24 protein-coding genes are annotated in these 26,904 nt (G+C 66.1%); 10 read left to right on the top strand and 14 right to left on the bottom strand.

The genetic code is table 11. The features are described from left to right. Positions 1-4: 4 nt before the first annotated feature. Positions 5-940, top strand: a complete 936-nt coding sequence (locus tag RAD16_RS18780; RefSeq protein WP_458159376.1) for a carbohydrate kinase family protein — start codon at positions 5-7, stop codon at positions 938-940. A gap of 6 nt (positions 941-946) precedes the next feature. On the opposite strand, the gene RAD16_RS18775 is transcribed toward RAD16_RS18780, so the two are convergent. Next, a complete protein-coding gene (locus tag RAD16_RS18775; protein WP_458159375.1) occupies positions 947-1,834 on the bottom strand; it encodes a LysR family transcriptional regulator in 888 nt (295 codons plus the stop codon). A gap of 121 nt (positions 1,835-1,955) precedes the next feature. Between RAD16_RS18775 and RAD16_RS18770 the strand changes: the two genes are divergently transcribed. From RAD16_RS18770 to RAD16_RS18740, 7 genes are all read left to right on the top strand, one after another. Then, complete coding sequence (locus RAD16_RS18770; RefSeq protein WP_458159374.1) at positions 1,956-3,377, top strand: amidase; 1,422 nt, start codon at positions 1,956-1,958, stop codon at positions 3,375-3,377. A 99-nt stretch (positions 3,378-3,476) separates the two neighbouring features. Next, positions 3,477-4,427, top strand: coding sequence for an ABC transporter permease (locus RAD16_RS18765; RefSeq protein ID WP_458159373.1), 951 nt, complete (start codon positions 3,477-3,479; stop codon positions 4,425-4,427). After that, complete coding sequence (locus RAD16_RS18760) at positions 4,424-5,317, top strand: ABC transporter permease (protein WP_458159372.1); 894 nt, start codon at positions 4,424-4,426, stop codon at positions 5,315-5,317. The genes RAD16_RS18765 and RAD16_RS18760 overlap by 4 nt, the downstream gene beginning before the upstream one ends. A gap of 2 nt (positions 5,318-5,319) precedes the next feature. After that, positions 5,320-6,333, top strand: coding sequence for an ABC transporter ATP-binding protein (locus RAD16_RS18755; protein WP_458159371.1), 1,014 nt, complete (start codon positions 5,320-5,322; stop codon positions 6,331-6,333). Further along, positions 6,330-7,334 carry an ABC transporter ATP-binding protein gene (locus tag RAD16_RS18750; protein WP_458159370.1) on the top strand — a complete coding sequence of 335 codons (1,005 nt, stop codon included), beginning with the start codon at positions 6,330-6,332 and terminating at the stop codon, positions 7,332-7,334. Before RAD16_RS18755 ends, RAD16_RS18750 begins: the two co-directional genes overlap by 4 nt. A 55-nt stretch (positions 7,335-7,389) precedes the next feature. Beyond that, a complete protein-coding gene (locus RAD16_RS18745) occupies positions 7,390-8,886 on the top strand; it encodes an ABC transporter substrate-binding protein (protein WP_458159369.1) in 1,497 nt (498 codons plus the stop codon). Positions 8,887-9,227: 341 nt separating this feature from the next. After that, the gene (locus RAD16_RS18740; protein ID WP_458159409.1) at positions 9,228-9,536 is read left to right on the top strand and encodes a GIY-YIG nuclease family protein; all 309 of its coding nucleotides are present in this window, start codon (positions 9,228-9,230) and stop codon (positions 9,534-9,536) included. Between the two features lie 461 nt (positions 9,537-9,997). Here RAD16_RS18740 and RAD16_RS18735 read toward each other — a convergent pair whose 3' ends face one another. The 10 genes from RAD16_RS18735 to RAD16_RS18690 all read right to left on the bottom strand — a co-directional run bounded on the left by RAD16_RS18735 (position 9,998) and on the right by RAD16_RS18690 (position 19,789). Continuing rightward, complete coding sequence (locus RAD16_RS18735) at positions 9,998-11,551, bottom strand: hydantoinase/oxoprolinase N-terminal domain-containing protein (RefSeq protein WP_458159368.1); 1,554 nt, start codon at positions 11,549-11,551, stop codon at positions 9,998-10,000. 6 nt (positions 11,552-11,557) lie between these two features. Next, positions 11,558-12,664: a DUF917 domain-containing protein gene (locus RAD16_RS18730; RefSeq protein WP_458159367.1), complete on the bottom strand. Its 1,107-nt coding sequence runs from the start codon at positions 12,662-12,664 to the stop codon at positions 11,558-11,560. Continuing rightward, on the bottom strand, positions 12,661-13,347 hold the full coding sequence (locus RAD16_RS18725) for an AroM family protein (RefSeq protein ID WP_458159366.1): 687 nt from the start codon (positions 13,345-13,347) through the stop codon (positions 12,661-12,663). The genes RAD16_RS18730 and RAD16_RS18725 overlap by 4 nt, the downstream gene beginning before the upstream one ends. Positions 13,348-13,352: 5 nt before the next feature. After that, complete coding sequence (locus tag RAD16_RS18720; protein WP_458159365.1) at positions 13,353-14,438, bottom strand: ABC transporter ATP-binding protein; 1,086 nt, start codon at positions 14,436-14,438, stop codon at positions 13,353-13,355. Then, positions 14,435-15,499 carry an ABC transporter substrate-binding protein gene (locus tag RAD16_RS18715; RefSeq protein WP_458159364.1) on the bottom strand — a complete coding sequence of 355 codons (1,065 nt, stop codon included), beginning with the start codon at positions 15,497-15,499 and terminating at the stop codon, positions 14,435-14,437. The genes RAD16_RS18720 and RAD16_RS18715 overlap by 4 nt, the downstream gene beginning before the upstream one ends. Positions 15,500-15,527: 28 nt before the next feature. Further along, positions 15,528-16,388: an ABC transporter permease gene (locus RAD16_RS18710; RefSeq protein WP_458159363.1), complete on the bottom strand. Its 861-nt coding sequence runs from the start codon at positions 16,386-16,388 to the stop codon at positions 15,528-15,530. 8 nt (positions 16,389-16,396) lie between these two features. Further along, positions 16,397-17,272, bottom strand: a complete 876-nt coding sequence (locus RAD16_RS18705) for an ABC transporter permease (RefSeq protein ID WP_458159362.1) — start codon at positions 17,270-17,272, stop codon at positions 16,397-16,399. Further along, on the bottom strand, positions 17,269-18,051 hold the full coding sequence (locus RAD16_RS18700) for an IclR family transcriptional regulator (RefSeq protein ID WP_458159361.1): 783 nt from the start codon (positions 18,049-18,051) through the stop codon (positions 17,269-17,271). The genes RAD16_RS18705 and RAD16_RS18700 overlap by 4 nt, the downstream gene beginning before the upstream one ends. Before the next feature lie 176 nt (positions 18,052-18,227). Beyond that, the gene (locus RAD16_RS18695) at positions 18,228-18,854 is read right to left on the bottom strand and encodes an alpha/beta hydrolase (RefSeq protein WP_458159360.1); all 627 of its coding nucleotides are present in this window, start codon (positions 18,852-18,854) and stop codon (positions 18,228-18,230) included. After that, positions 18,851-19,789, bottom strand: coding sequence for a ring-cleaving dioxygenase (locus tag RAD16_RS18690; RefSeq protein ID WP_458159359.1), 939 nt, complete (start codon positions 19,787-19,789; stop codon positions 18,851-18,853). The genes RAD16_RS18695 and RAD16_RS18690 overlap by 4 nt, the downstream gene beginning before the upstream one ends. A gap of 129 nt (positions 19,790-19,918) precedes the next feature. Here RAD16_RS18690 and RAD16_RS18685 point away from each other — a divergent pair, with 129 nt between their 5' ends. Next, entirely contained in the window at positions 19,919-20,848 is a 930-nt protein-coding gene (locus RAD16_RS18685) for a LysR family transcriptional regulator (RefSeq protein WP_458159358.1), read from the top strand. Between the two features lie 47 nt (positions 20,849-20,895). On the opposite strand, the gene RAD16_RS18680 is transcribed toward RAD16_RS18685, so the two are convergent. From RAD16_RS18680 to RAD16_RS18670, 3 genes are all read right to left on the bottom strand, one after another. Continuing rightward, positions 20,896-21,855, bottom strand: a complete 960-nt coding sequence (locus RAD16_RS18680; protein WP_458159357.1) for a c-type cytochrome — start codon at positions 21,853-21,855, stop codon at positions 20,896-20,898. A 225-nt stretch (positions 21,856-22,080) separates the two neighbouring features. Next, entirely contained in the window at positions 22,081-24,774 is a 2,694-nt protein-coding gene (locus tag RAD16_RS18675) for an ATP-binding protein (RefSeq protein ID WP_458159356.1), read from the bottom strand. Beyond that, positions 24,771-25,817, bottom strand: a complete 1,047-nt coding sequence (locus RAD16_RS18670; protein ID WP_458159355.1) for an ABC transporter substrate-binding protein — start codon at positions 25,815-25,817, stop codon at positions 24,771-24,773. The genes RAD16_RS18675 and RAD16_RS18670 overlap by 4 nt, the downstream gene beginning before the upstream one ends. Before the next feature lie 293 nt (positions 25,818-26,110). On the opposite strand from RAD16_RS18670, the gene RAD16_RS18665 reads away from it, so the two are divergent. Further along, complete coding sequence (locus RAD16_RS18665; RefSeq protein ID WP_458159354.1) at positions 26,111-26,866, top strand: hypothetical protein; 756 nt, start codon at positions 26,111-26,113, stop codon at positions 26,864-26,866. The last annotated feature ends 38 nt before the right edge of the window (positions 26,867-26,904 follow it).

Below are 26,904 nucleotides of genomic sequence, written 5' to 3'. Positions count from 1 at the left end.
AGACATGCTGATTGCCTGCGGCGATGCGCTGATCGATTTCGTGCCGACGAAGAATGCCGACGGCCGCGAGGCGGTGATGCCCGCCGTCGGCGGCTCCTGCCTCAACGTCGCGATCGGCATGGCGCGGTTGGGCGTACCGACCGGCTTTGTCGGCGGCATCTCGACCGATCTGTTCGGACGCATGATCGCCGATCATGCCGCTGCGTCGCATGTCGAGCTTGGCCTTGCCACCCGCAGCGATCTCCAGACCACGCTCGCCTTCGTGCGCATCGTTGCCGGCGAGTCGCATTACGCCTTCTATGACGCCGAGACCGCGACGCGGAACTGGATGTATCGGCGCGGCACCATTCCCTTCGCGACGGTCGAAGCCGTCCACGTCGGCTCGACCACGCTCGTCAACGACCAGGGCGCCGCCGAGACGAAGACCCTGATCGCGGACGCGCGGGCGACGTCGACGATCTCCTTCGATCCGAACTGCCGGCCCAACCTCGTCACGGACAAGCCGGCCTATCTCGCGCGCATGGCGGAGTTCGCCGCCAGCGCCGATCTCATCAAGATGTCGGACGTCGACTTCGCTTACCTCTTCGGCGACGAGCCCTACGAGCAACGCGCCAATGCGCTGCTGGGGCAGGGCACAAGCCTCGTCGTCATCACCCGCGGCAACAACGGCGCCATCGTCTGGCATGCGAGAGCAGGGCAGATCGAGGTCGCCGCGCCCAAGGTCGAGGTCGCCGACACCATCGGCGCCGGCGACAGCTTTCAGGCCGCCCTGCTATTCGCCCTGCACAAGCAGGGCAGGCTCGCCCGCTCGCAACTGAAGCACATCAGTGCCGACGAGCTCCGCCGCGCGCTCACCTTCGCCGCCAATTGCGCCGGCCTGACCTGCACGCGCCCGGGCGCCGATCCGCCCTGGAGCCATGAGGTAACATGGAGTCTGTAGCCCGCCTCACAGCGAGGCGACGACCTTCTCGGCGCATTTGAGGAAGGTCTTGATCAGCGGGCTCTGCGAATCTCGCCGCCAGCACACCGCGATGTCGATGGAATCGGTGGCGTCGCGCAAGGGCCGGAATACGATGCCGCGCGGCGCGCCGAGCTGCGCGCAGGCCGGCAGGATGGCGAGGCCTTCGCCCGCCAGAACCAGGCTCATCGCCGAATGCACCGTCTCGACCCGGCTCGCGATCGGCATCACCACATGGTGCCGGCGCAGCAAGGCGACGACGGCGGAAGAGGCGGGGCCGCGGTCCGGATGCGGCAGGGCGATCAGCGGATGGCCCTGCAATCTCGCCATCGGCACGGCGCGGAGGCGCGCGAGCGGCGAGCTGGTCGGCATCACCAGCATGAAGGGCTGCGCGCCGATCCGCGCCACCTGGATTTCAGGGTGGTTGATGGCCGGCATGCACAGCGCGACCGTGACGCTGCGGTCGAGCAGCCGTGCCTCGCGCGTCGAGGCGCTGAGCTCGGCGAAGTCGAGGTCGACGCCGGGAACCGCGCGGCGCAGCTCGGGGATCAGCCGCGGCAGCATCGCGTTCGCCAGCACGAACATGTAGCCGACCGACAGCCGCCCGCGCCGCCCCGAGGCGACGGCGCGCGCTGCTTCAGCGCCGTCGGCGGCCAGCGCCAGCGCCTCGCTGGCGCGCGCCAGCAGCGCGTGGCCGGCTTCGGTGAGGTCCATACCGCGCGTGCCGCGGCGGAACAGCGGCGCACCGATCTCGGCCTCGAGCTTGCGGATCTGCACCGAGAGCGGCGGCTGCGCCATTCGCAGCCGCTCGGCGGCCATGCCGATGCTGCGTGCCTCGGCGACGGCGACGAAATAGCGGAGCCTGCGAAGATCCATAGGCATACCGAAAACGTATGGGTTGGCGATCAAAATCGTATTGGACGCCGAGTTAACAAAACTGTCATTCTCGCTGTCAATGCTATCGGCCAAAGGCGGCCGGCTTCGGAGCGTATTGACGATGAACGGCGATCCCTGTCTGCTGTCCGCAACTGAATTGCGCGGCCTCATCGCGCAAAAGCGGATCTCGCCGGTCGAGCTCACCCGCGCCGTGCTCGCCCGCGCCGAGGCGCTCCAGCCCGAACTCAACTGCTTCATCACGCTGTGCGGCGACGAGGCGATGGCGCAGGCCCGCGCGGCCGAGCGCAAGGTGATGGCCGGCGAGCCGCTCGGCCTGCTGCACGGCATCCCCGTCACCGTCAAGGACATCGTCAACACCAAAGGCGTCAAGACCACCTTCGGCGCCGTGCCCTACAAGGACAATGTGCCGGCGGAAGATGCCGTCGCGGTTGCGCGGCTGCGCAGCGAGGGCGCGATCCTGATCGGCAAGACCACGACGCCGGAATTCGGCAGCAAGTGCCTGACGGATTCGCCGCTGTTCGGCCGCACCCGCAATGCGTGGGACGCCTGCCGCTCCTCCGGCGGCTCCAGCGGCGGTGCGGCGGTGGCGGTGGCGAGCGGCATCGCGCCGCTGGCGATCGCGACCGACGGCGGCGGCTCGACGCGCATTCCGGCCGCCTGCAACGGCGTGGTCGGGTTGAAGCAGAGCAACGGCGTCATCCCGCACAGCCAGGCGCTCGATGTGTTCGGCAACCAGACGTATGTCACGCCGATGACGCGCACCGTCGCCGACACCGCGCTGATGATGCAGGCGATGGCCGGCGAGGACGCCGTCGATCCCTGGTCGATCGGCCTGCCGGTGCCCGATTTCGTCGGCACCGCCGCCCAGCGCGGCGACCTGCGCGGGCAGAGGATTTTGTACTGCCTGACCCCGCCGGGCCGTCCGGTGTCGGCCGAAGTCCAGGCCAGCTTCCGGGCGAGCCTCGACCTGCTGGCGGGCCTCGGCGCCGAGCTCGAGGAATTCTCCGGCGAGGGTTTTGACATCGAGCCGATCTGGCGCGCCATCAACCACACCGTCTGGCGCACGCGCTTTGCAAAACTCGCGGCCGAGCACGGCGAGGAGCTGAGCGAAGCCTTCCTCAAGCAGCTCGCGCTCGCGACCGAGGTCAGCGGGGTCGACTACCAGGAGGCGATGTTCGCGCGCACCGCGCTGTTCCGCCGGGTGCAATCCCTGCTTGCGCGCGGGCAGTTTCTGGCGATGCCGACGCTCACCCGCACCGCGCTGCCGATCAAGCAGGACCTGTTCGGCACCATCGAGATCGACGGGGCGCATTTCGACAGCGTCCGGCCGCACTGGTTCCCCTGGACCATGCCGTTCAACATGACCGGCCATCCCGCCATCAGCCTGCCCTGCGGCTTCGGCCGCGACGGCCTGCCGATCGGCCTCCAGCTCGTCGGCCGTTTCCGGGCCGATGCCGAATTGCTGCGCGTGAGCGCGCTGTTCGAGGCCGCCACTGGCCTCCTGTCCCGCCGGCCGGAATGACGACATGCGCACGCAGCAAAGCCCTTGCGCGCAAAGGACTTGCGTCTACGGTCCGGACATGTTGATCGTGCCGCCGATGAGCCCTGAATCCGAGCGCGTATGAGCGTATTTGTCCTCCGACGTCTATTGACCTTGCTGGCGACGCTGGTCGGCGCATCCCTGATCATTTTCCTGGTGCTGGACGCGCTGCCGGGCAATGCCGCGCAGATGCTGATGGGCGCCGATGCCTCGCCGGACGCGGTCCGCGCGCTCACCGTCAAGCTCGGGCTCGACCAGCCGCTGGCGGTTCGCTATCTGCAATGGATCAAGGGCCTCGTCGTCGGCGATCTCGGCAACTCCTATGTCTACGGCACGCCGGTCGCCGGCCTGATCGCGGAGCGGCTGGTGCTGACCATTCCGCTTGCGATCATGTCGATGCTGATCACGGTGACGCTGGCGCTCTCGGCCGGCATCTACACCGCTGCCAACCACAACAAGCTCGGCGATGTCGGCGTGATGTCGCTGACGCAAGTGGGCATCGCGCTGCCGAATTTCTGGTTTGCGATCCTGCTGGTGCTGCTGTTCGCCGTGCGGCTGCAATGGCTCTCCGCCGGCGGCTTCGCCGGCTGGGAGGACGGTATCTGGCTCGGAATCAAGTCGCTCCTGCTCCCGGCGATCTCGCTCGCAGTGGTGCAGGCCGCGATCCTCGCCCGCGTCACGCGCTCGGCCGTGCTCGAAGTGCTGCGCGAGGACTTCGTCCGCACCGCCCGCGCGAAGGGGCTCGGCAAGCGCGAGGTGCTGTGGAGCCACGTGCTGCGCAACGCCATGATCCCCGTGATGACGGTGATGGGGCTGCAATTCGCCAATCTGCTGGCCGGCACCATCGTGATCGAGAACGTGTTCTATCTGCCGGGCCTCGGCCGCCTGATCTTCCAGTCGATCGCCAACCGCGACCTGATCGTGGTGCGCAATTGCGTGATGCTGCTAGCGACCATGGTCGTCATCGTCAATTTCGTGGTCGACGTGCTCTATGCCCTGATCGATCCCCGCATCAAGGTCCACGACCTGTGAGCGCGCCCCTGACCACACCGATCGATGCGCCGGCCGCGACGCGCCGTCTGCCGGCCAGGACCTTCTGGGGCCGCGCGCTGCGCCACCGCAGCTTCGTGCTGGGCGGAGCGCTGAGCCTGCTGGTGCTTACCTCCGCGCTGCTCTCGCTGGTGTGGACGCCGTGGTCGCCCTACGAGATCGACATCGCCTCAAAGCTCCGGCCGCCCTCGGCCGAGCACTGGCTCGGCACCGATGCCTTCGGCCGTGACATCGTCTCGCTGCTGCTCGCCGGCGCCCGCTCCACCATCATGGTCGGCATCATCGCGGTCAGCATCGGTCTCACCTTCGGCGTCTGCCTCGGCCTGATCGCCTCGGCCAAGCGCGGCTGGACCGAAGAGATCATCATGCGCTTCTCCGACTTCACCTTTGCCTTTCCGGCCGTGCTCTCGGCGATCATGCTCGCCGCGGTCGCGGGGCCGGGCATGCTGACCTCGATCATCGCGATCGGCATTTTCCAGATCCCGACGCTGACCCGCCTGACGCGCGGCTCGGCCAACGCGATCTGGGCGCGCGAATTCGTGCTGGCCGCGCGCGCCTCGGGCAAGGGCAAATTCCGCATCACCATCGAGCATGTGCTGCCCAACATCCTGTCGATCCTGATCGTGCAGGTGACCATCCAGTTCGCGCTCGCGATCCTTGCCGAAGCCGCGCTGTCCTACCTCGGCCTCGGCACGCAGCCGCCGCAGCCGTCCTGGGGCCGCATGCTGAACGATGCGCAGACGCTGCTGTTTCAGTCGCCGATGCTCGCGGTCTATCCCGGTGCAGCGATCGCAATCGCCGTGCTCGGCCTCAATCTTCTTGGCGACGGATTGCGCGACCTGCTCGATCCCCGCCTGGCGCGGGAGCGATGACGATGGCCGAGCGCTCCGACATGCCGCTGATCGAGGTTGCCAATCTCGGCGTCCGCCTCAACACCAGCCGCGGACCGGCACTGGCGGTGCGCGGCGTCAGCTTCGCGCTCAAGCGCGGTGAGACCCTCGGCCTCGTCGGTGAATCCGGCTGCGGCAAGTCGGTCACCGCGATGTCGCTGATGGGCCTGTTGCCGGACAGCGCGGTGGTCACCGGCAGCATCAGGCTCGACGGCAACGAGCTCGCCGGACTTGCCGACGCGGATTACTGCCGCCTCCGCGGCAACCGCATCAGCATGATCTTCCAGGAGCCGATGACCGCGCTCAATCCGATGCACACGATCGGCCATCAGGTTGCCGAGCCGCTGCGGCGTCACAAGAAATATTCGGCCGCGCAGGCGCGCAAAGAAGCGATCGCCTTGCTCGACCGTGTCGGATTGCCCGACCCGGCGCGGCGCGTCGATGCCTATCCGCACCAGTTCTCCGGCGGCCAGCGCCAGCGCATCACCATTGCGATGGCGCTCGCCTGCGAGCCTGATCTGTTGATCGCGGACGAGCCGACCACCGCGCTCGACGTCACCATCCAGGGCCAGATCCTCGACCTCATCGCCGATCTCGTCGAGGAGCGCGGCATGTCGATGATCCTGATCTCGCACGATCTCGGCGTCATCGCCGAGAACGTGCAGCGCATGATGGTGATGTATGGCGGCACCGTGGTCGAGAGCGGGCCGACCAACGAAGTCTTCCGCCGCATGGGGCATCCCTACACGCAGGGCCTGTTCCGCGCCCGCCCAAAACTCGGCGCGCGCAAGGGGACGCGGCTGACGACGATCTCGGGCACCGTGCCGGAGCTTGCCGATCTGCCGGCGGGCTGCACCTTTGCCGATCGCTGTCCGCTGGTGATCGATCCGTGCCACGCGGCGCTGCCGCCGATGGCGGATGTCGGGCCCGGCCATGTCGTGCGCTGCATCAGGACCGACGTCTCCATGGCCGCCAATGTCGGAGCGCTGTCCGCATGAGCACCGCGCCCCTTCTCGACGTGAAGGATCTCGAGCAGCGCTACACGCTGCCGCGCGAGAGCCTGTTCCGCCCGCCCGGCCAGGTGCGTGCGCTCAATGGTGTCAGCGTGCGGGTCGAGGCCGGCAAGAGCCTCGGCATCGTCGGCGAGTCCGGCTCCGGCAAGTCCACCTTCGCGCGCGTCGTGATGGCGCTGGAGCGGCCGACCTCGGGGCAGGTGGCGCTGCTCGGCCGTGATCTCAATCGCATCCCGCCCGACGAGCTGCGCCGCGCCCGCCGCGATTTCCAGATGGTGTTTCAGGACCCCTATGGTTCGCTCGATCCGCGCCAGACCATCGCGCGCATCGTCGCCGAGCCGCTGACCGTGCTGGAAGGTGCCGATCGGACCACCTTCCGCGCGCGCGTCTCAGCGGTGCTGAAGCAGGTCGGCCTGCGCGAAGCCGACATGGACAAATATCCGCACGAGTTTTCCGGCGGCCAGCGCCAGCGCATCGCCATCGCGCGGGCACTGATCACCCAGCCGAAGCTGATCGTCGCCGACGAGCCGGTCTCCGCGCTCGACGTGTCCGTGCAGGCGCAGGTCCTGAACCTGATGCAGGATCTTCAGGAGCAGTTCGGCCTCAGCTACATCCTGATCAGCCACGACCTCGCCGTCGTCGATTATCTCTGCGACGAGGTCGCGGTGATGTATCTCGGCCGCATCGTCGAGCAGGGGCGGCCCGAGGATTTGTTCGAGCGCTGCGCTCATCCGTATACGCGGGCGCTGCTGGATGCCGTGCCGCGGGCCCGCGCCGGGGGCGGCCGGCGCCGCCGCGGGGCGCAGGCGATCGCCTCGCAATCGGCGCTCGCAACGGGGTGTCCCTATGTCGCGCGCTGTGCACTCGCCGACCAGCATTGCCGCGAGGCCCTGCCTGAGCTACGCAGGGTGGGTGAGGGACATCTGGCCGCCTGTCACAAGGCGGAGGCCGTGATGGCGTTGCCGCTAGCCGCCATGGAAGGTTAGTGTCCCAAACGGGATTGGCGTAGTCTTGAGACGACAGAGGGCCGGAGAGTTGGGCATGTTCAAGAAATTATCGATCGTCGCATTTGCCGCCGCGCTCGTCGCAGCGCCGCTGCCGGTTCTGGCGCAGAGCAAGAAGGACAGCGTCGTCATGGCGATGGCGCTGGAGCCGCCGGGGCTCGATCCCACCAACGCGGCCGCCGCCGCGATCGCCGAGGTCACGCTCTACAACATCTACGAGACGCTGACCAAGATCAATGAGGACGGGACCACTTCGCCGCTGCTGGCGGAGAGCTGGACCGCTTCGCCCGACCTCAAGACCTATACGTTCAAGCTGCGCAAGGGCGTCAAGTTCCACAATGGCGAGCCGTTCGATTCCGCCGCGGTGAAATTCTCGTTCGAGCGCAACGCGGTCGCCACCAGCACCAACAAGGACAAGAGCCTGTTCCAGAGCTTCGAGTCCGTTGCTGCGCCCGACGCCGACACGGTCGTGATCACACTCAAGCATTCCGAGCCGAACCTGCCGTTCCTGCTGGGGCAGGCGAGCGGCTCGATCGTCGAACCGAAGAGCGCGCCGACCAATGTGACGCAGCCGGTCGGCACCGGACCTTATCAGCTTGGCGCCTGGGCCAAGGGCTCCTCGATCACCCTGACCAAATGGGCCGACTACCGCAACGCTGCCGCGATCAAGCTGTCGAAGGTGACGATCCGCTTCATCTCCGATCCGGCGGCGCAGACCGCCGCGCTGCTCTCGGGCGACGTCGACGCGTTCCCGCGCGTCGCGGCCCAGCGCACCATCGCCCAGTTCAAGGCCGATCCGCGCTTCACCGTGCTGGTCGGCGGCTCCAAGGCCAAGACCATCGTCGCGATCAACGAGCGCAAGAAGCCGCTGGACGACGTCCGCGTTCGCCGCGCCATCCTCGCCGCGATCGATCGCAAGGCCATCATCGACGGCGCCGTCGACGGCTTCGGCACGCCGATCGGCAGCTTCTACGTGCCGGGCTCGCTCGGCTATGTCGACACGACAGGCATCAACCCTTACGACCCCGAGAAGGCGAAGAAGCTGCTTGCGGAGGCCGGCATCACCACGCCGCTCGAGCTCTCCCTCAAGCTGCCGCCGCCGTCCTATGCGCGGCAGGGCGGCGAGATCGTCGCAGCCCAGTTTGCCAAGGTCGGCATCATCGCCAAGATCGAGAACGTCGAATGGGCGCAATGGCTGTCGCAGGTGTTCGCCGGCAACGGTCCGCACAATTTCGACCTCACCATCGTCAGCCATGTCGAGCCGTTCGACCTCGTCAAGATCACCGAGCCGGACTATTACCTCGGCTACAACAACGAGGCGTTCAACGCGCTCTACAAGCAGATCGTCTCGACGCCCGACGAAGCCTCCCGCGCCAAGCTGCTCGGCGACGCCCAGCGTATGCTCGCCACCGACGCCGTCTCCGCCTACCTCTTCCAGCCGCAGCTCATCACCATCACCAGCAGGAAGCTGAAAGGCGTCTGGAAAGAGATCCCGCAATACGAGAACGATTTCTCGACCTGGCATTGGGAGTAAGGGGGCATCCATCACCGTCACCCTGAGGTGCGCGCTCAGCGGCGCTTCCGCGCCGCTGAGCAAGCCTCGAAGGGCGACGGCCCGGCTGCATCTCGGCCGTACATCCTTCGAGGCTCCCCGCGGGACGCGCTGCGTCCCACGGCTCGCGCCTCAGGATGACGGGGTAAGAAGGGGCGGTCCCCGAAGCGCCCAAACGAAATAAATGCAGCGGCACACTCACAAGTTGTTCCATGTTGCATTGACAACACGCACGCCGCCGTCATCCTGAGGTGCTCCCCACGTGGCGCAACGCGCCACGTGGGGAGCCTCGAAGGATGATTTTGTGCGTGAAGGATGATGTTGTGGGCATCTACGTCTACATGCTGCGCTGCGCGGACGGCTCCTTCTACATCGGGAGCGCTACGGGCGACGATGTGTCGAGGCGTGTCGGCGAGCACAATGCAGGCGCCCATCAAGGATACACCTACGCGCGCCGGCCGGTCGTTCTCGTGTGGTCGGAGTATTTCGATCGGATCACCGACGGCATTGCGGCTGAGCGGCAGCTCAAGGGATGGAGCCGCGCCAAGAAGGAAGCGCTCATTCGCTCGGATTGGACATCGGTGCGCCAGCTTGCGCAGCGTCGCGCTGGAGCACCCAGGCCGAAGACGTAAGCGCTTGTCCGGCTGCATCTCGGCCGTACATCCTTCGAGGCTCCCCGCGGGACGCGCTGCGTCCCACGGCTCGCGCCTCAGGATGACGGGTAGGAAGCTGCTCCGATTTCGAAGTGCTCAGAACGGACTAAAAGCAGCGGCACGGCTCACAAGCGGCTCCACTCGCCTTGCGACAAGCCCGCTACCGTCACCCTGAGGTGCGCGCTCTGCGGCGCACCGTGCCGCTAAGCAAGCCTCGAAGGGCGACGGCCCGGCTGCATCTCGGGCGTACATCCTTCGAGGCGCGCAAAGAGCGCGCACCTCAGGATGACGGGGGTAGGACGGCATTGCGGATTTTCCGATGATGGCAATATACCCCTGTTTTGCCCGACGAGTCAAACCGCGGGCCTGCACGCATAACCCCTTGATCTTGCTATCCCCGCCTACTGTGCATGGGGTTGTTTTCCAACTTTTGTGTTCGCCTACGCCGCCGCCGGCAGATCCGGATCGGCGATCGCCCCTGCCACGCGGACGCGGACGCGCAGCGCGTTGCCGGGCAGATAGGCGATCGGCATGTCCTCGACGTCGACGGTCTTGAGGCTGGCGCGCGCGGCGCCCGCCTGCACCGCGCGGTCGGCTGCGATGTCGCGTGCGGCGGCGATCGCATCCTCGCGGCTGAGGTCGCGGAACACCTGGTCGGCTTCGCCGGAGACCTGCGCGATCGCGGCGCCCACCGCGTTGGCGCAGTCGCCATGCGGTACGCGGACGATCTCGGAGATGCCGGGCAGGCGATCCGGCACCAGGAAGGCGCCGCCGCCGACCGCGAGCAGCGGGACGTCGCCGGCTTCGGTCTTCATGCGGTCGATGTCCTCTTCCAGCTTGCGCCAGGCATCGCGCAGCGCGGCATCGATCAGGCGCTTCGGCAGATTGGCGACACGGGAGCGATCGCCGATGTCGATGAGACCTGCTCCCACCGCAATGTCAGTGGCGGTGAGGCGCGATCCGCCGAACACCAGCGCATCCGACGTCAGGCGATAGCCGACGCTGAGCGGGCCGACGCGGACCGGGTCCTCGTCGACATGGCTGCCGCCGCCGAGACCGATCGAGAGCAGGTCGGGCATCCGGAACAGCGTGCGTACGCCACCGACCTCGACCACGGCATTCGCCTCGCGTGGAAAGCCGTGACGAAGCTGGCCGATGTCGCTGGTGGTGCCGCCGACATCCACCACCATGGCGTCGTCGAGGCCGGAGAGATGCGCAGCGCCCCGCATCGAGTTGGTGGCGCCGGAGGCAAAGCTCATCACCGGGAAGGCGGTGGCGATCTCGGCCTGCATCACGGTGCCGTCGTTCTGGGTCAGGAACAGCGGCGCATCGATGCCGCTGTCGGCGATGGCTTTGCGGAAGGCGGCAACCGTGGTGACGGCGAGGTCGTGCAGCGAGGCATTGAGCAGCGCGGCATTCTCGCGCTCGAGCAGGCCGATGCGGCCGAGATCGTGCGATAGCGTCACCGCCACGTCAGGGCAGATATCGGCGAGGATCTCCCGCGCCGTGGTCTCGCAGGAGGGATCGAGCGGAGAGAAGCTCGAGCACACCGCGACCGAGCGCAGCCCGGCATCCTTGATCTTTCGCGCGGCGGTCTTGAGGCCGGCGACATCCAGCGGCATGAACGGGCGGCCGTCGTAATCGTGGCCGCCTTCGAGCATGAAGATCTCACCGTTGACGAGCGAGGCGAGATCGGCCGGCCAGTCGCAGAACGGCGGCAGCGAGGCGCTGGCAGGCATGCCGATGCGGATCGCGCCGATCTTCTGCACGTGGCGGCGCTGCACCACGGCGTTGATGAAATGCGTGGTGCCGATCACGACCGCGTCGACCTTCACCGCGGCGGCGGGCTCGGCACGGAGCGCCTTGAGGGCATCGAGGATGCCCGAGGTCACGTCGGCCGTGGTCGGCCGCTTGACGGAATGAACGACCTTCTCGTCGACGATCAGCACGGCGTCCGTGTTGGTGCCGCCGACATCGATGCCAATACGCTTCATGGGATATTAAGCTCCGGCCGCAGCGGGCGAGAAGAGGGAACGGAAGTCGAGGTCGTAGCCGAAGGCGCGCGGGCCGACGAATTCGAGGCCGCGGGCGCTCGTCAGCACCGGCGGTGCGGGCAGCGCGACGACGGTGACGCGCTGGCCGTAGCGGATGGTCTCGGTGCCGATGCCGTGGCCGTTGACGCTGTCGAGCACGCAGATCAGATCGGGCGACGTCGCGATCGCTTCTTCACCGCGCCAGGCCACGATCCATTCGTTCTGGAACGAGAGCTTGAGCTTTGTGCCGCGATCGGCGTCGCTGCCGTCGACCATCGCGGTGCCGCGCAAAAATCCTTCGGTGGTGCGCCGGGCGACGTCGACGATCTTGCCGGTGAACAGCTTCTGGCCGCCTTCGGTCGCCAGCAGCGCGGCGATCGGATCCTCGTGACGGCGGTTCGCCTCCTGCACGGCGCGGCCGATGCGGATCGCCTTGGTGGTGGTGAAGTGGATGCCCCAATCCTTGACCTCGCGTCCGGTGCGCGGGGCCTTGCTGGTGGAGGCGATCGAACCCATCTCGACGCAGATCTTGCGGCTCGCCCGTTCCATCCACTTCCAGGTCGGCACCTTGGTGACGACGGCCTCGATGCCGCGCGGATCGTACAGCGTGCAGGGATAGGGACGCAAATCGCCGATCGCGACCGAGGTCATCTGCGCCTCGGGGAAGGCGCGGCCCATGCAGTCGGCATCGACGACGGGGATGCCGAGATGCGCGGCTGCCATTAGCGCCTGCACGCCGTTGCCGCCGCCGATCTCGACCGACATCACGGCGCGAAACTTGATGTTGTTGATCTCCTCCTGCATGCGCACGGCGCGCGCGATGTTGCGGCTGTCGGCAAGCCGCTCCTGTCCGACCAGCGGCGCGCCCATGTTGGAGACCACGGCGACCCAGTCCTCGTCGTCGAGGTCGAGCGGCGACATCAATTGCACGCGATGGCCCTCGGCATAGAGCCGGCGCAGGTTGAGCAGGCCGAGATAGGGGCTGCCGCCGCCGCCGGTGCCGAGAATCCACGCGCCGACCGCGAGCGCCTCGATCTCCTCGAGGCTGATCGTCTTCAATTCCGCCTTGCTCACGAGACAAGCTCCTCGACGATACGGGCCGCGGCAGCGATGCCGAGGATCACGGGACCCGGATAGGCCTTGCGCACGCGCGCCTTGTTGGCGCTGGTGTAGCTGATGCAGTCCATCACCACGAGATCGGGCGCGAGGTCCGCCATCGTGCGTGCGGCTTCGTCGACGACGTCATCGCTGGAGCCGGGGCGCAGCGTGATGCCGACGACCTCGACGCCGTCGCGCTGCCATTTCTTGTCGATCAGCGCGGTCTGCTCGGCCAGCGGCGAGAACACGCCGAGCCGGCCCTTGGGCAGCACGGCCTCGACGAGATTGTGCAGGATGGCCGAGGGCAGGATGACGAGGCCGTCGGCCGCGAGATTGGGAAACTTTCCGGTGCAGGCCATCAGCGTCACGCCGACGCCTTCGTGCTTGAAGCGGGTGATCTGCTGGCTCGCGCGCCGCTCGACCTCCTTCTTGCTGATGGTGACGCCGTCGCCGTTCGGCAGCAGCGTGAACAGCGTGTCGTAGCCATCCATCGGCGGGATGGCGTCGATCTCGGCGCGGGTCATGCCGTCGAGCGCGCCGCGCAGCTCGATCTGGATCCCGGGCGAGAGCACGGCGGCGATTTCCGAGGCGACGGTGGGGCGCGGGCTCTGGCCGATCACGACCACGCCGATGCGCTGATGCTTCAATGGCATATTCATCTGGTCTAGTCCTTCAAGACGACGAGATCGGCCGGTGTCCATGCGAGTGTGACACCGTCGCCGGGAACGAACAGGCGGCTCGTGCCTGCATTGGGCTGTTGCACGAGGACGCGATGGCCGCCCTCGAGCGTGATGCGGTAGAGCACGGCGCCGCCGAGAAAGTTGGTGTTCTCGACGATGCCATGGGCGGAGCTGCCGGCCGTTGTCGGGGCATCGGCGCGAGGCGAGAGCCTGATCTTTTCGGGGCGCAGCGCCACCGAGAGCACGCCGGTGCCTTGCGCTTCGGAGGGCGGCAGCGCCAGGATCAGGCCCTTGCCGACGTCGAGTGCCGAAGCGACGGTGCTCGTCGTCGTGCGCTCGCCGCGCAGGATGTTGGTGTCGCCGATAAAGTCGGCGACGAAGCGCGTCGTGGGCTGGTTGTAGATCTCGGTCGGTGTGCCGACCTGCTCGACGCGGCCGCCGTTCATCACGGCGATGCGGTCGGACATTGCGAGCGCCTCTTCCTGGTCGTGGGTGACGAAGACGAGCGTCAGGCCGAGCTTCTTCTGGAGCTGCTTGAGCTCGAACTGCATCTGCTGGCGCAGCTTCTTGTCCAGCGCGCCTAACGGCTCGTCGCAGAGTAGGACCCGCGGGGCGATCACGATGGCGCGGGCCAGCGCGACGCGCTGCTGCTGGCCGCCGGAGAGCTGGGCGGGACGGCGATCTTCCAGCCCGGACAGCTCGACCATGGCGAGGGCCGCCTTCACCTTGGTCGCGATGCTCGCCTTGTCGAGCCCGCGCATGCGCAGGCCGAAAGCGACGTTCTCGGCGACGGTCCGGTGCGGGAACAGCGCGTAGTTCTGGAACACCATGCCCATGTCGCGCTTGTGCGCGGGCACATGGGTGATGTCGGCGCCGTCGACGCGGATCGCGCCCGAGCTCGGCATCTCGAACCCGGCGATCATGCGCAGTGTCGTGGTCTTGCCGCAGCCGGACGGGCCGAGCAGGGAGAAGAACTCGCCCTGCCTGATGTCCATCGCGACCGCGTCCACCGCGCGCACGCCGCCGTCATAGACCTTGCTGACGCCGGCGATCTCGATCGATGCGCTCATGCGCGGAAGATTCGGTTGACGCGCTGGTCGATCTCGTCCTTGCGCTCGTTGTACCACTTCCAATCGACCTGGATCAGCTTCGAGACCTTCTCGGGCGTGGTGAGCAGCTTGGCGTCGTATTTGGCGTCGAGCCTCACCTTCTTGTTCGCCGGCGAGTACCACACGGTCTCGGCAAGGCGCTTCTGCACCTCGGGACGGAGCATGTAGTTCACATAGGCGTTGGCGAGCTCCTTCATCTTGCTGCCGGGTGTGATGGTCAGGACCTGCTCCAGCGACAGCACGCCTTCGCTCGGCGAGACGAAGTCGGTCGGCTGGTTCTGGCCGTCATAGCGATAGATGCCGGAATCGTGGATGATGCAAAGGCCGACTTCGCCCGACAACAGCATCTTCTCCATCGCGCCGGTGAAATCGACGATCTTGATCGGCTTCAGCTTCTCCAGCGCCGTGTAGGCTGCGTCGAGATCGGTCTGGCCCTTGCCGAACAGCGTGCCGCACATCATCAGGAAGGCCTGGCCGAGGCTGTTGACCGGGATGACATAGCCGCCGCGCATGCCGTTGTACTTCGCGTCCCACAGCTCCTTCCAGGAGGTGACGCCGCTATAGCCCTTGTCGGTGCGCATGCCGAGGCCGATGGCGCTGGTGAAGATCGAGACGCCGACGATCTTGTCGCTGATGGCGTAAGGATAGACGTCGGCGAGGTTCGGCACGAGCTTGGGATCGATCTTCGGCTCGACCAGTCCCATTTCGGCCGCCGCCCACTGCTCGTTGGAATTGGTGTGCATCACGTCGTAGATCGGCGCCGAGCGCGAGCTCGCCTGGAGCTTCGGGAGATAAGGGAAGGCGGAGTCGATCTGGAGCTTGCACTTGAACTCGCTCTCGAAGGCGGGACCGATCTCGGCCTTCATGACCTCGCCCCACTTGCCGCCCCAGCCGGTGATGCGCAGCGTCGGATCGTCGGCGCGCGCGACGTAGGGCGCGGCGATCGTGCCGATGCCGAGCGAGGCGCTCGCGGTCAGAAAGCGGCGGCGGCTGAGCCGTGACGATCCCAGAGCTTTCATCATGTCTCGATTCCTTCGGTGCAATGAGCGGTTACAATTTGACGTAGGAGCGCAGGCCGACCGTGCGGTCGAGCCCGATGACGACGACAAAGGCGAGCACGATCGAGACCACCGAGGCAGCGCCGATGGTGCCGTCCAGATCGAACTTGAGATAGTTGAACAGCGTGACCGGCAGCGTCTCGTTGCCCGGCGAGACCAGGAACAGCGAGACCGGAAACTGGTCGAACGAGACGATGAAGGCGAAGATCGCGCCGGCGAGAACGCCCGGCTTGATCAGCGGCAGCGTCACCTCGAAGAAGGTGCGCAAGGGACTTGCGCCGAGATTGCGCGCGGCTTCCTCCAGGCGCGTGTCGAAATTGTGCAGCACCGCGAGCGTCGTGCGCACCACGTAGGGCAGCGTCACCAGCGTGTGGCCTGCGACGAGGCCCCAGGTCGGACGGCCGACATCGAGCAGCACATAGGTCTGGAAGAGGGCAAGGCCGGTCAGGATCGCCGGCAGCATCAGGGGCGAGAGCATGGTCGCCACCATCAGCCGCGTGCCCGGCAGATTACCGCGCGCCAGCGCCAGCGCCGCGGAGGCGCCGAGGATCGTTGCGGAGAGCGTGGTGAGCACGGCGACTTCGAGGCTGAACCACAGCGCATGCATGAAGTCGCGCGAGGCGAAGAACTTCTCGAACCAGCGCGTCGATATTCCGACCGGCGGGAACTGGATGAACGGCGTCGGGTTCAGCGCGAACACGACGACGATCGCGATCGGCGCCAGCAGGAAGACCAGGATGGCGATGTTGATCGCGAGATAGAGATAACGGCCGTACGGCCGCGCGGCCACAGTTGCGCGCGTTGCCTGCCGAGGTGCCGCCAGCGATGGGCTGTGCGAGGTGGACGTGCTCATCACCGGCCTCACTGCAATTCGCGCTGGCCGGAGACGAGGCCGAGCGCGCGGTTATAGGCGATGACGAGCAGGAGCGAGATCACGAGCAGCACGATGCCGAGCGCGGCGGCGAAGCCGACGTTGAAGTTCGCGGAGATCTGCTGGTAGATCAGGATCGGCAGTGTCATGATCTGGAAGCCGCCGAGCAGGATCGGCGTGACGTAAGCACTGATCGCCAGCGCGAACACCAGCAGCGAGCCGGCGAGGATGCCGGGCAGGCTGAGCGGCAGCGTCACTTCGAGGAAGGCGCGCAACGGGCTCGCGCCGAGATTCTCCGCGGCCTGCTCCAGCCGCTCGTCGATGCGGCCGATTACGCCGGTGAGCGTCAGCACCATGAAGGGGACGTAGATGTGAACGAGGCCGACCACGATGCCGGTCTCGGTGTACATCAGCTTGAGCGGTTGCGAGATGAGGCCGAGCGACATCAGGGTGTGATTGACCACGCCCTTGTCGGACAGCAGCGTCATCCAGGCAAAAGTGCGCACCACGATGCCGGTCAGCATCGGTGCCAGCACCGCCATCAACAGCAGCGCATGTCCGGTCCGGCTCTTGATGCGCGCCATCCAGTGCGCCAAGGGATAGCCGATCGCGAGTGCGACCAGCGTGGTCACGAGGCCGATCCGGATCGTGGTCCAGATCACCTCGAGATAATAGGGATCGTCGATCATGCGGGCGTAGTGGCGCGTGGTGAAGGCGACCTTCGGCATCACCACGGGATTGCCGGTCAGCACGCTCATCACCGCCATCAGCCCGATCGGCAGGAAGAAGAACAAGGCGAACAGCAGCGCGCTCGGCAGGATGAAGAGCGCAAGGCCGTTGGGGCGGGTGGTCGCGGCGTTGCTCATCGCGTCCCCGTCTGGATCCGTGCTGCTTCCTGATCGAGCGGGTCGCCGGTCAGCCGTCGCAATTTCGCGGCCATCGCCGCCAGCTCGCGGCGGACATTGGCGCGCTCGGCGGCGGTGGTCGCCTGCACCGAATAGGACACCGCGATGCCGATCATCTCGCCGGTCTCGCCGCTCTTCAGCGCAAAACCCTGCGAGCCGACGCCCTCGATCGATTCGTCGGATGCTTCCGACACGCCGGTGTCGCGAATCTCGCTCAGGCGCAGCATCAACTGCTTGAAGCTCTGCGGCGAGTTGCGCGGCAGCTTCGGATAGGTCGCAGGCACCCGCGCGCGGATGTCCTCGTCCGAGAGGCGCGCGAGCATGGCCCGGCCGTTCGAGGTCGCGAGCGCCGGGGTGCGCTGGCCCGGGGGATTCACAACGCGCAGCGGATTGGAGCCCGGCACGATTCTCAGCACGACCTGCTCGAAACCGTCGAGCACGGCGATGTAGCCGGTGTGGCCGGTGCGCGCGCAGACTTCGCGCAGCTCGCGCTCGGCCATGCTGATGAGATCGTCATGGGCGCGGTGCAGCCGGCCGAGCTCGAAGGTGAGCAGGCCCGGCCGGTAGCGGCGGGTGTGCGGATCCTGCTCGAGCAGGCCGCAATCGCGCAACGATCGCAGCAGCCGCGAGGTCGAGCTCTTCGGCTTGCCGGTCAATGCCATCACGTCCGCAAACGACAGATCCGGCCGCGCGCCGGAGAAGCAGCGGAGAATCTCGATCGCGTTGGTGAGGGCGCTCATGCAGGCTGATCCAAGGGGGTTCCAAATTCCGGAACCTTGTCCCAAATTCTAAGCCTGACGCAGAAACGGGCAAGCGGAAATTTCGCGCAGGGTGGCGCCCGATTGCGCAGATGCGGCGGAAGGTCGCTTGCCGGAATGTTGAAGCGGCGCACCGGCCAGGTGCGCCGCTTCCTCGGTCAGGCCACTTCGGCGGCGACGTTGCCGATCCAGTTGCGGGCGAGCGTCACATCGGCCTGTGACAATTGATGGCCCGCCGGCAGCACCTTGTGGGTCACGCTGGCGCCTGCTTGCGAGAGCAGGGCTGCGAGCTGCGCAGAGTTGCTCGCCGGCACGATTGGATCAGCCTGCCCGGACAGGAGCAGGACAGGCTTGCCGCCGAGCTCCGCTTTGGGCGGATCCGACAGCGGCACCATGGCGCGCAGCAGGATCGCACCCGCGAGCACGTCCGGCTTCAACAGCAGCAACGCGGCGGCGATATTGGCGCCGTTGGAGAACCCAACCGCAACCGGCGCGCTGATGCCGTACTGCTTCCGCGCCTCCGCGACGAATTCGCCGAGCTCGAACGCACGACGGCGTACGTCCTCCTCGTCGAACACGCCTTCAGCCAGACGGCGGAAGAAGCGCGGCATGCCGTGCTCGAGCACACGGCCGCGTGGCGAGAGCAGCGCCGAGCCGGGCGAGATCATTTTTCCAAGCCCGAGCAGGTCGTTCTCGTCGCCGCCGGTGCCATGCAACAGCAGCAAAGGGGGGGAGCCCGCACTGGTCGCGGGCTCAAAGCGATGGATGAAGGCAGTCTCGGTCATGACACGCTTTCTTCGAGGCTCGGCAGCACGTCCTCGATCTGCTTGCGGTGCTGCTCGAGGAAGCTGGGCAGCTTCAGGTCACGTCCCAGCGTCGCGACGGGTTCGTCGACGGCGAAGCCGGGGATGTCGGTCGCGATCTCGAACAGCACGCCGCCGGGTTCGCGGAAGTAGATCGAGCGGAAGTAGTTGCGATCCCTCTGCTCGGTCGGATGCAGGCCGTGATTGCTCACGAGCTTCTGCGCCATCTGGCTCTGCTCGGCATCGTCGGCGGCACGGAACGCGATGTGATGCACGGAGCCGCCGCCCTGATGGCCGCGTAGAAAGCCCTTGGCCTCGTAGATGTCGACGACGCTGCCCTTGGCATCTCCAGGCGCCTTGAAGCGGATCACCGAGCCTTCGCGGCCCGTCTCCTTGAAGCCGAACACGTCGGTGAGGACGGCGGCGGTCTTGGCCGCGCTGTCGAGCAGCAAGGTCACGCCGTGGAAGCCGCGGATCGCATGCTCGGCCGGCACGTCGTCATTGCTCCAGCCGGGCTCGTTCTCGGCGCCGGGAATGCCGACCAGCGCGAGCGCCATGCCGTCAGGATCGGTGAACGGCAGCACGGATTCACCGAAGCGCTTCTCAAGTGCCTCGTAGGCGATGCCCTTCTCGATGAAGCGCTGGGTCCAGTAGCCGAGCGAACGCTGCGGCACGCGGAAGGCGGTCTGATGGGTCTCGCCCACGCCGCGGCGGCCGGGCGACACGCCGGCCCAGGGGAAGAAGGTGAGGATGGTGCCGGGGCGGCCGGTCTCGTCGCCATAGTAGAAGTGATAGGTGCCCGGATCGTCGAAATTGACCGTCTTTTTGACGAAGCGCAGGCCGAGATCCCGGGTGTAAAAGCCGAAATTGCGGATCGGATCGCCGGCAATCGCGGTGACATGGTGCAGTCCAGACATTGTGGTCCTCCAAAGCTCGGGGAGCGGTCTTGCTCTGGGTGGAAATATCGTTCCGCTTTGGATTGGAGACAATCCATGCAAATATGACGGCTATGTCTACGATCTGGAAACAATCGCTGGGGGCGGCCGTTGGATAAGGTTGCCAGCCTCCGGGCCTTCGTGAAGGTGGTCGAAAGCGGCAGTTTTGCCGAGGCGGGCCGGCAGCTGCGGCTGTCGCGCTCGGCGATCAGCAAATACATCGCCGACCTCGAGGAGAGCCTCGGCGTCCAGCTTCTGAACCGGACCACGCGGCATGCCAGCCCGACCGAGAACGGCCAGCGCTATTTCGAGCGCGCGGTGGTGATCCTCTCGGAGATCGAGGCCGCCGACCAGGCAGTGACGCAGGCCCAGTCGGCGCCGCGCGGCTTGCTGCGCGTCAACGCGCCGATGTCGTTCGGCACGATGCGGCTCGGACCAGTGCTCGCCGATTTCATGGCGCGCTATCCCGAGCTTCAGCTTCAGATCGTGCTCAGCGACGATCTGCTCGATCCCGTCGAGGACGGTTTTGACGTGACGTTGCGGATCGCGGAGTTGGAATCTTCGAGCCTGATCGCGCGAAAAATCATGCCGGTGGCGCGCATGATCTGCGCTTCGCCCGATTATCTCGCGCGTCACGGCACGCCAAAGCATCCGCAGGATCTGCGCGAGCATGCCTCGCTCACCTACGGCTTCCTGCTCACCGGCAATCAGTGGAAGCTCACGGGTGCGGACGGCGATCACTGGATCCAGCCGGCCTGGTCGCTCTGCGTCAACAATGCCGAAGTGCTTCGCGACGTCGCGATCAAGGGCAGGGGGCTCGCGCTGCTGCCCGAGTTCATTGCCGCCGACGCTTTGCGGAAGGGCGAACTGCGGACGGTACTGGACGATTATTCTGCGCCGTCGCTCGCGCTTTATGCAGTCTATCCGCCGACGCGGCATTTGTCGGTGAAGGTGCGGCTGTTCATCGATTTTCTGGTCGAACGCTTCAGCGGTGAAGCGGACGAAGCCGCCGGGCGTAGACGTGCGGAGGCTAGGCCGTAGACCCATAACGCGCCGGCTGGCTCGTCCTGCACAGTACCCGGAGATTGTTAGGGCTTGAGCGACGCTGCAAAGGCGACCAGCGCGATCATGTCGTCAATGCTGAGATTCTCGACAACCGGTTTCATGAGTTCGCTATTGGCGCCCTTCCGCGCACCCGATTTGAAGTCATAGAGCTGCCGGAACATGTAGGTGGGCGAACGGGACGCAAGCCTCGGCGCGATGGCAGTCCCGTTGAGGTCAGCACCGTGACAGGTCCCGCACTGGACGCGCGGATCGCTATTCGCTGCCAGCGTCCGTCCTTTCTGAACGCTGCCTACCGGGACGAAGGCGATGAAACGAGCGCGCGAGTCCCGGCTGACAAAGTGTTCAACGTTTTCCGGTATCTCGATGATGCGCTGACCGATCGGTTCTTTCTCGGTGCCGTCCAGCGGAGCCAAGAACAAGTCTCTCACCTGTGTTTTTGGCACCGCCTCGGCTTCTATGACGGCAATATTCGATCTCGGCTTGATGGAGGCGAAGTACGCTGCGGCCTCTCCGAGTTCCTGGTCGGTCATCGCTTTGGACAACTTGATCATCAGGTCGGTGGCGACGCGAGGCGCCGAGTTCGTGCGCAGGCCCGTCTTGAACTCCGCCGTTTGCTGAATGATGTATTCCGCGGAGAGGCCAAATAGGCTGGCATTCTCAGGACCTCCCGGTCCGTCGGCCCGGTGACAAACGCCGCACGCGAACACCTCTGGCTTTCTCCCCTTCGCCACGATTTCTGGCATTGGTGGATGATCGTCCGGATGCCAGTCGGGCGCGGCGAACAGATCGCGCACCTGCGTGAGCGTAAAACCGGCGGAGCTGTCAGGAACCTGCCTGATCGTACCATCGTCAGGCGTGCGTTGAAAATTGGGCGGGTTTACCGGGTAGGCCCATGCTGGCGGGCTCTCCTGGATTTGCCCATGCGCCCCTGCCGCGGTGAGCAGTGCCAACGAGAACGCCCATAGAGCGGTCGGAAATCTCATGGCTCTCGACCTCCCCAGCGCGTCGGCGAAGCCAAACTGTACTTTCGAAGGCGAAGATCAGGAGCGGCTAACCGAAACCGACCGCTTGTCGGGCGACGGGACGTCGCTGCTCCTCCGCCCCAGCCAAAACGCCATTCAACGCCGGGGACTCGCAGACGTCAATGTGCGATTCAGCTGTCTTGGTCTGCTCAGGGTCAAAACGCGAAGAAGTCAATCTGAGCAAATCTAGCTGACCGAACGCTGCTCGGCGGGCCGGAGCAGATCGTCGAGCGCGCTCATCGACGCTGCTCGCAGCGCAGCCAGCTCACGCGCGGCACCCTGGTACTCGGGTGGAGACATCGTGGCTGCCGCCAGCTCGATCTCGCGGCAGCGCTCGAACAGGCGGACGAGGCCGAGCGCGCTTGCGGCGCTGCCGAGCTGGTGCGCGGAGCGCGCGAGCTGAATGTGATCGCCAGCCGCGGCCGCAGCGGTGATATCGGCGATCAGCTTTTCGCTGGTCGCTCTCAGCAGATGATGCAGCTTGGCGATCTGCGAGGCGCCGAGCAGCTCCTTCTGGTCGTCGAGAAAGTGCCGGTCGATCAATGTGCCGGCCGCAAGCGGTGCGTCGGTCGTGCCTTCTTCGGGCTCGTCCTCGATCGCCTCGCGAAGCGCGTTGATCAGGATCGGCTTGCTGACGACCTGAGTGATCCCGGCACTTGTGAGTCGCTCGCGGGTGCTACGCGACACGTCGGCAGTCACGACGATGATCCGCGGCATGGGTTGCAGGGGAAGCTGTTGAATGCGCGTAGCCGCCTCCACGCCGTCCATGTCGGGCATGTGCAGATCCATCAGGATGACGTCGAACGGCTGGCTGCCGGCGAGCGCGACGGCGGCCGCGCCGTTCCTTGCGATCGCGGCGCAGTGGCCGAGCCGGTTCAGGATCGCTTCACCGACCTCGCGATTGACGGGGTCGTCGTCGACCAGCAGCATGCGGAGCTGCCGCGTCGGCGGCGGCAGCGCGCCTTGCGCGATGCCGCTGGCGGCGCGGCCGAGCGCCACTTCGACCGTGAACGTGCTGCCCGCGCCCGGCGTGCTCTCCACCGTCAACTCGCCGCGCATCAGGCGCGTCAGGCGTCGCGCGATCGCAAGGCCAAGGCCGGTGCCGCCGAACCGCCGTGCGATGCTGTCGTCGGCCTGGACGAAATCCTCGAAGATCCGCTCATGCATGTCGGGCGCGATGCCGATGCCGGTATCGCGAACCGTGATGTGCAGCAGAACGTGATTGTCGAATTGCTCCGCAGACGCCGTCAGCGCGATCCCGCCGCGCGGGGTGAACTTGATCGCATTGCCGATCAGGTTGAGCAGGATGCGATTGAGCCGGACGGGATCGCCGTGCACGGAGGTGCTGACCGTGGCATCGCAGGAGAGGTCGAAGGAGAGGCCCTTGCGGAACGCCTGCGGACGCATCAGGTCCGCGGCGGTCTCGATCAGCTGGTCGAGGCGGAAGTCGCGCGTTTCCAGCGTTTCGGTGCTGGCTTCCAGGCGCGCATATTCCAGGATGGCATCGACCAGCGCGATCAGCGTCTCGCCCGACGCGGCGGCGGTCGCGAGGTGGCGTCGTTGCGCGTCGCTGAGGCTGCCGTCGTCAAGCAGTTGCAGCACGCCCATGACGCCGTTGAGCGGCGTGCGCAGCTCGTGGCTGACGACGGCAAGGAAGCGCGACTTGGTCTCGTTGGCCTGCACGGCCACGCTGCGCGCGCGCTCGGCCGCGTCGTGCTCGGCAAGCGCGTGATCGCGAGCCTTTTCGAGCTCGGAGGTCCGCTCGGTGACCTTGCGCTCGAGCGTCGCGTAGGACTCGTGCAAATGAGCGGCCATCCGGTTGAACTGGTCGCCGAGCGCTTCCAGCTCGTCGCCGGTCTTGATGTCCAGCCGGAGCCCCAGATCGCCGCTGCCGATCCGCCGCGCGCCCTGCGTCAGGATCTGGATCGGCACCGTCATGCGCCGGCTGAGCCAGAGCGACACCAGCACCGCGCAGGCCAGCAGGATGACCAGCAGAAACGTCGAGCGGCCGATCGAGGCATAGATCGGCGCGTAGGCCTCGGTGAGCGGAAGCTCGACGAACACCAGCCAGCCGAGCGACGGCACCGTTGCATAGGTCGAGAGCACGCGCTGGCCCGAGAGATCTTCCTTGACGAGGCCCCCCGAGGGCGGGCCGACGCCATCGAGCGCGGCGCGCACGTCGGCATGGCCGGAAAGATCGCTGCGGCGCAGAGCCGGCCACAGATCGGGATGCGCGATCAACAACCCCATGCGGTCGACCACATAGGCCTTGCCGGTATTGCCGACCCTGATGCCGGCGACGAGATCCCAGATGAAGCGCAGATTGACTTCGGCAACGACCACATTGGGCGCGGGGCCGTTGCCGCGCGTGGCGAGCGTCATGAACGGCTCGGTGTCGCCGAAGAAGTAGACCGGTCCGTAATAGGCGCGGCTATCATTGGCGCCGCGAAAGGCGGCCGAATCCGAGAGGTCGGTCTTGCTGCCGATCCTGTCGGCGACGCGGCGCGACACCCGCACCTGCTCGCGGCCCTGTGCGTCGAGCTCAGTGATCTCCGCGATCGCAGGCGAGAGGCGCAACAGGCGGATGGCGTTCAGGCGCTCGTCTTCGTTGCTCGACAGCTCCGGGGGCAGGCGGGAGAGCCATCGGATCTGGTTCTCGATCTGGCCGATGAACTGGCCGATCTGGATCGCTGCGCTTGCGGCCTGCTCGCGCTGGGTCGCCGCGAGGAGCTGCTTCTGCTCGCGATAGGAGAACCAGACGTCGAAGCCGGTGTTAATGGCGAGCGCGGCAAAGGCGAGGGCGACGATCGAGTAGAGATATTTCCGGAACAGCCTGCCGGGAGGCGTCCGCAAATCTCCCTGGTCGATCGGCTCGCTCACTCGCGGATCTCGTCGGCGCGCGCGAGCAGCGTGAAGGGAATCGTCAGTTCGAGCGCGCGCGCGACCGTGCGGTTGATCAGGAGCTCGTATTTCCGCGGCGATTGCACCGGCAGATCGCCGGCCTTGGTGCCGCGCAGGATCAGATCGACATAGTCGGCCGAGCGTACTTCGAGGGTCGGCCCGTAGCTCATCAGCCCGCCCGCATCCATAAAATAATGGAACGGATAAATCATGGGGACGCGGTACTTGTCGGCTGCCGCGATGATCGCCTTGCGGTTGATGACCAGAAAACTGTCCACGAGCGAGATCATCGCCGCCCGCGGCGGTTCGGCAAAGCGGCCGATCGCACCGTCGATGTCAGCTGGTGTGCTGACCGGGGCATGGACGACGGCAAGTCCGGATGCTGCTGCCTCCTGCTCGATGGAATCGAGGAAGAAGCGACCGGCGCGCGGTGTCGTCGCCGGATTGAACAGGACGCCGACGCGCGCGATGTCAGGCACGGCCTCGCGGATGAGCTGAAGCCATTTGCCGCCCATCTCGGCGGTGCTGCTGGTGAAGCCGGTGACGTTGCCGCCGGGATGGGCGAGGCTTTCGACGAAGCCGTTGCCGACCGGATCGTTGGCCGTCGCGAAGACGATCGGGATCGTCTTGGTGGCCGCCATGACGGCCGCGGTTTCGACCGTCGAGCCGGTCAGGATGACGTCCGGTTTGAGATCGATGAGCTCGCGAACCGCCGTCTTCATTTTGTCGGGTCCGCCGAACGTCGAGCGAATCTCGAAGCGGTAATTGACGCCCTCGACCCAGCCTCGCTGCTTCAGTCCCGCGATGAGTCCGCCGAGGCGCGAGGCCACGTTGCCGTCGGACATGTTGCGCTTGGTCAACTCGTCATCGAGCGACAGGCTCGTCAGCGACGCGACGATGCGTATGTGATCGGACGTTGCGCCAAGCGCAAGAAATCCCGCCGCCGTTGTGCCGGCGAGGCGAAGGAAATCGCGGCGGTCGACCGCCGGCAAATCGCGGGCAGGAGTGGACCGCTGAGTCATGAAATGTTTCGCAAAAATTGTCCCTGACGTTGTGCATAACGCGAAAGCCTAACGACCACAATTGATGAAAAAATGCGCTTGTGAACCTTCATTCGCAGCCATGCGCAGTCCGATACCGTATTCCTACACCCGCTGAGGAGTCGCTGTTTCGATCCTTGTCTATTCCGTGACGTTTCGTAACGTCTTGTGGCGTTGCAATATTTTCCGTCCCGGTCGCGACGGCGGTTTGGAAAAGTCGATTCGTAGCTGCCGATTTTTGAAGCGTTGTTTCAAGCTTGTTTCGAAGGTTTTCGATGCGCAAAATCTATCTCATTCCGGCTCTCGCCGGTGTCCTCACTTCCGTTGCTGCGGGTCCATTGGCTGCTCAGGGAGCAGTCCCGAAGCAGAAGGCTGCGCCTGCACCCAGAGCGGCTGCTGCGGGTGCAGCGCCCACTGCCGCCGCCGGTGCGCCGGTCGCGGCTGCGACCGAGACGCCGTCCGCCGGTGCGGACGACAAGGCGGGCAAGGCGATCGACGGTTTCCGCTCCGCCAAGTTCGGCATGAACGACGCCGACGTGCGCGCCGCCATGACGAAGGATTTCAACGCCAAGCCCGACGCGATCCGGGCACAGGACAACGCGTCCGAGCTGACGCACAGCCTGCTACTCTCCGTTCCGGAACTGCTCCCGAACGGCGGCACCGCCGAGCTCTCCTATGTGTTCGGCTACAAGTCCAAGTCGCTGATCCAGATCGGCGCGGTCTGGTCGAAGACGACCGACACCGCGATGACGCCGGAGAAGCTGTTCTCCAACGCCAACATCCTGCGCGCTCATTTCCTCAACGAAGGCTTCAAGCCCGATTCGATCGCGGTCAATATGCCCGTCAGCGGCGGCATCGTGATGTTCCGCGGCAGCGACGCCAAGGATCGTTCGGTGATCCTGCTGCTGCAGGGCACGTTCGAGAACAAGGAGAACAACCAGCGTGTGCTGACGCCCGCCAGCCTGCTGCTGTTCTACGTGGCCGACGCCAAGAGCCCCGACATCTTCAAGCTGCCACCCGGCCAGTTCTGAGACCGGACGCTTCTCTCGACATTCTCCCACCGGGTTGT

It is taken from the genome of Bradyrhizobium sp. 18BD (assembly GCF_054185225.1).
This window is presented reverse-complemented; position numbering and strand designations above follow the sequence as displayed.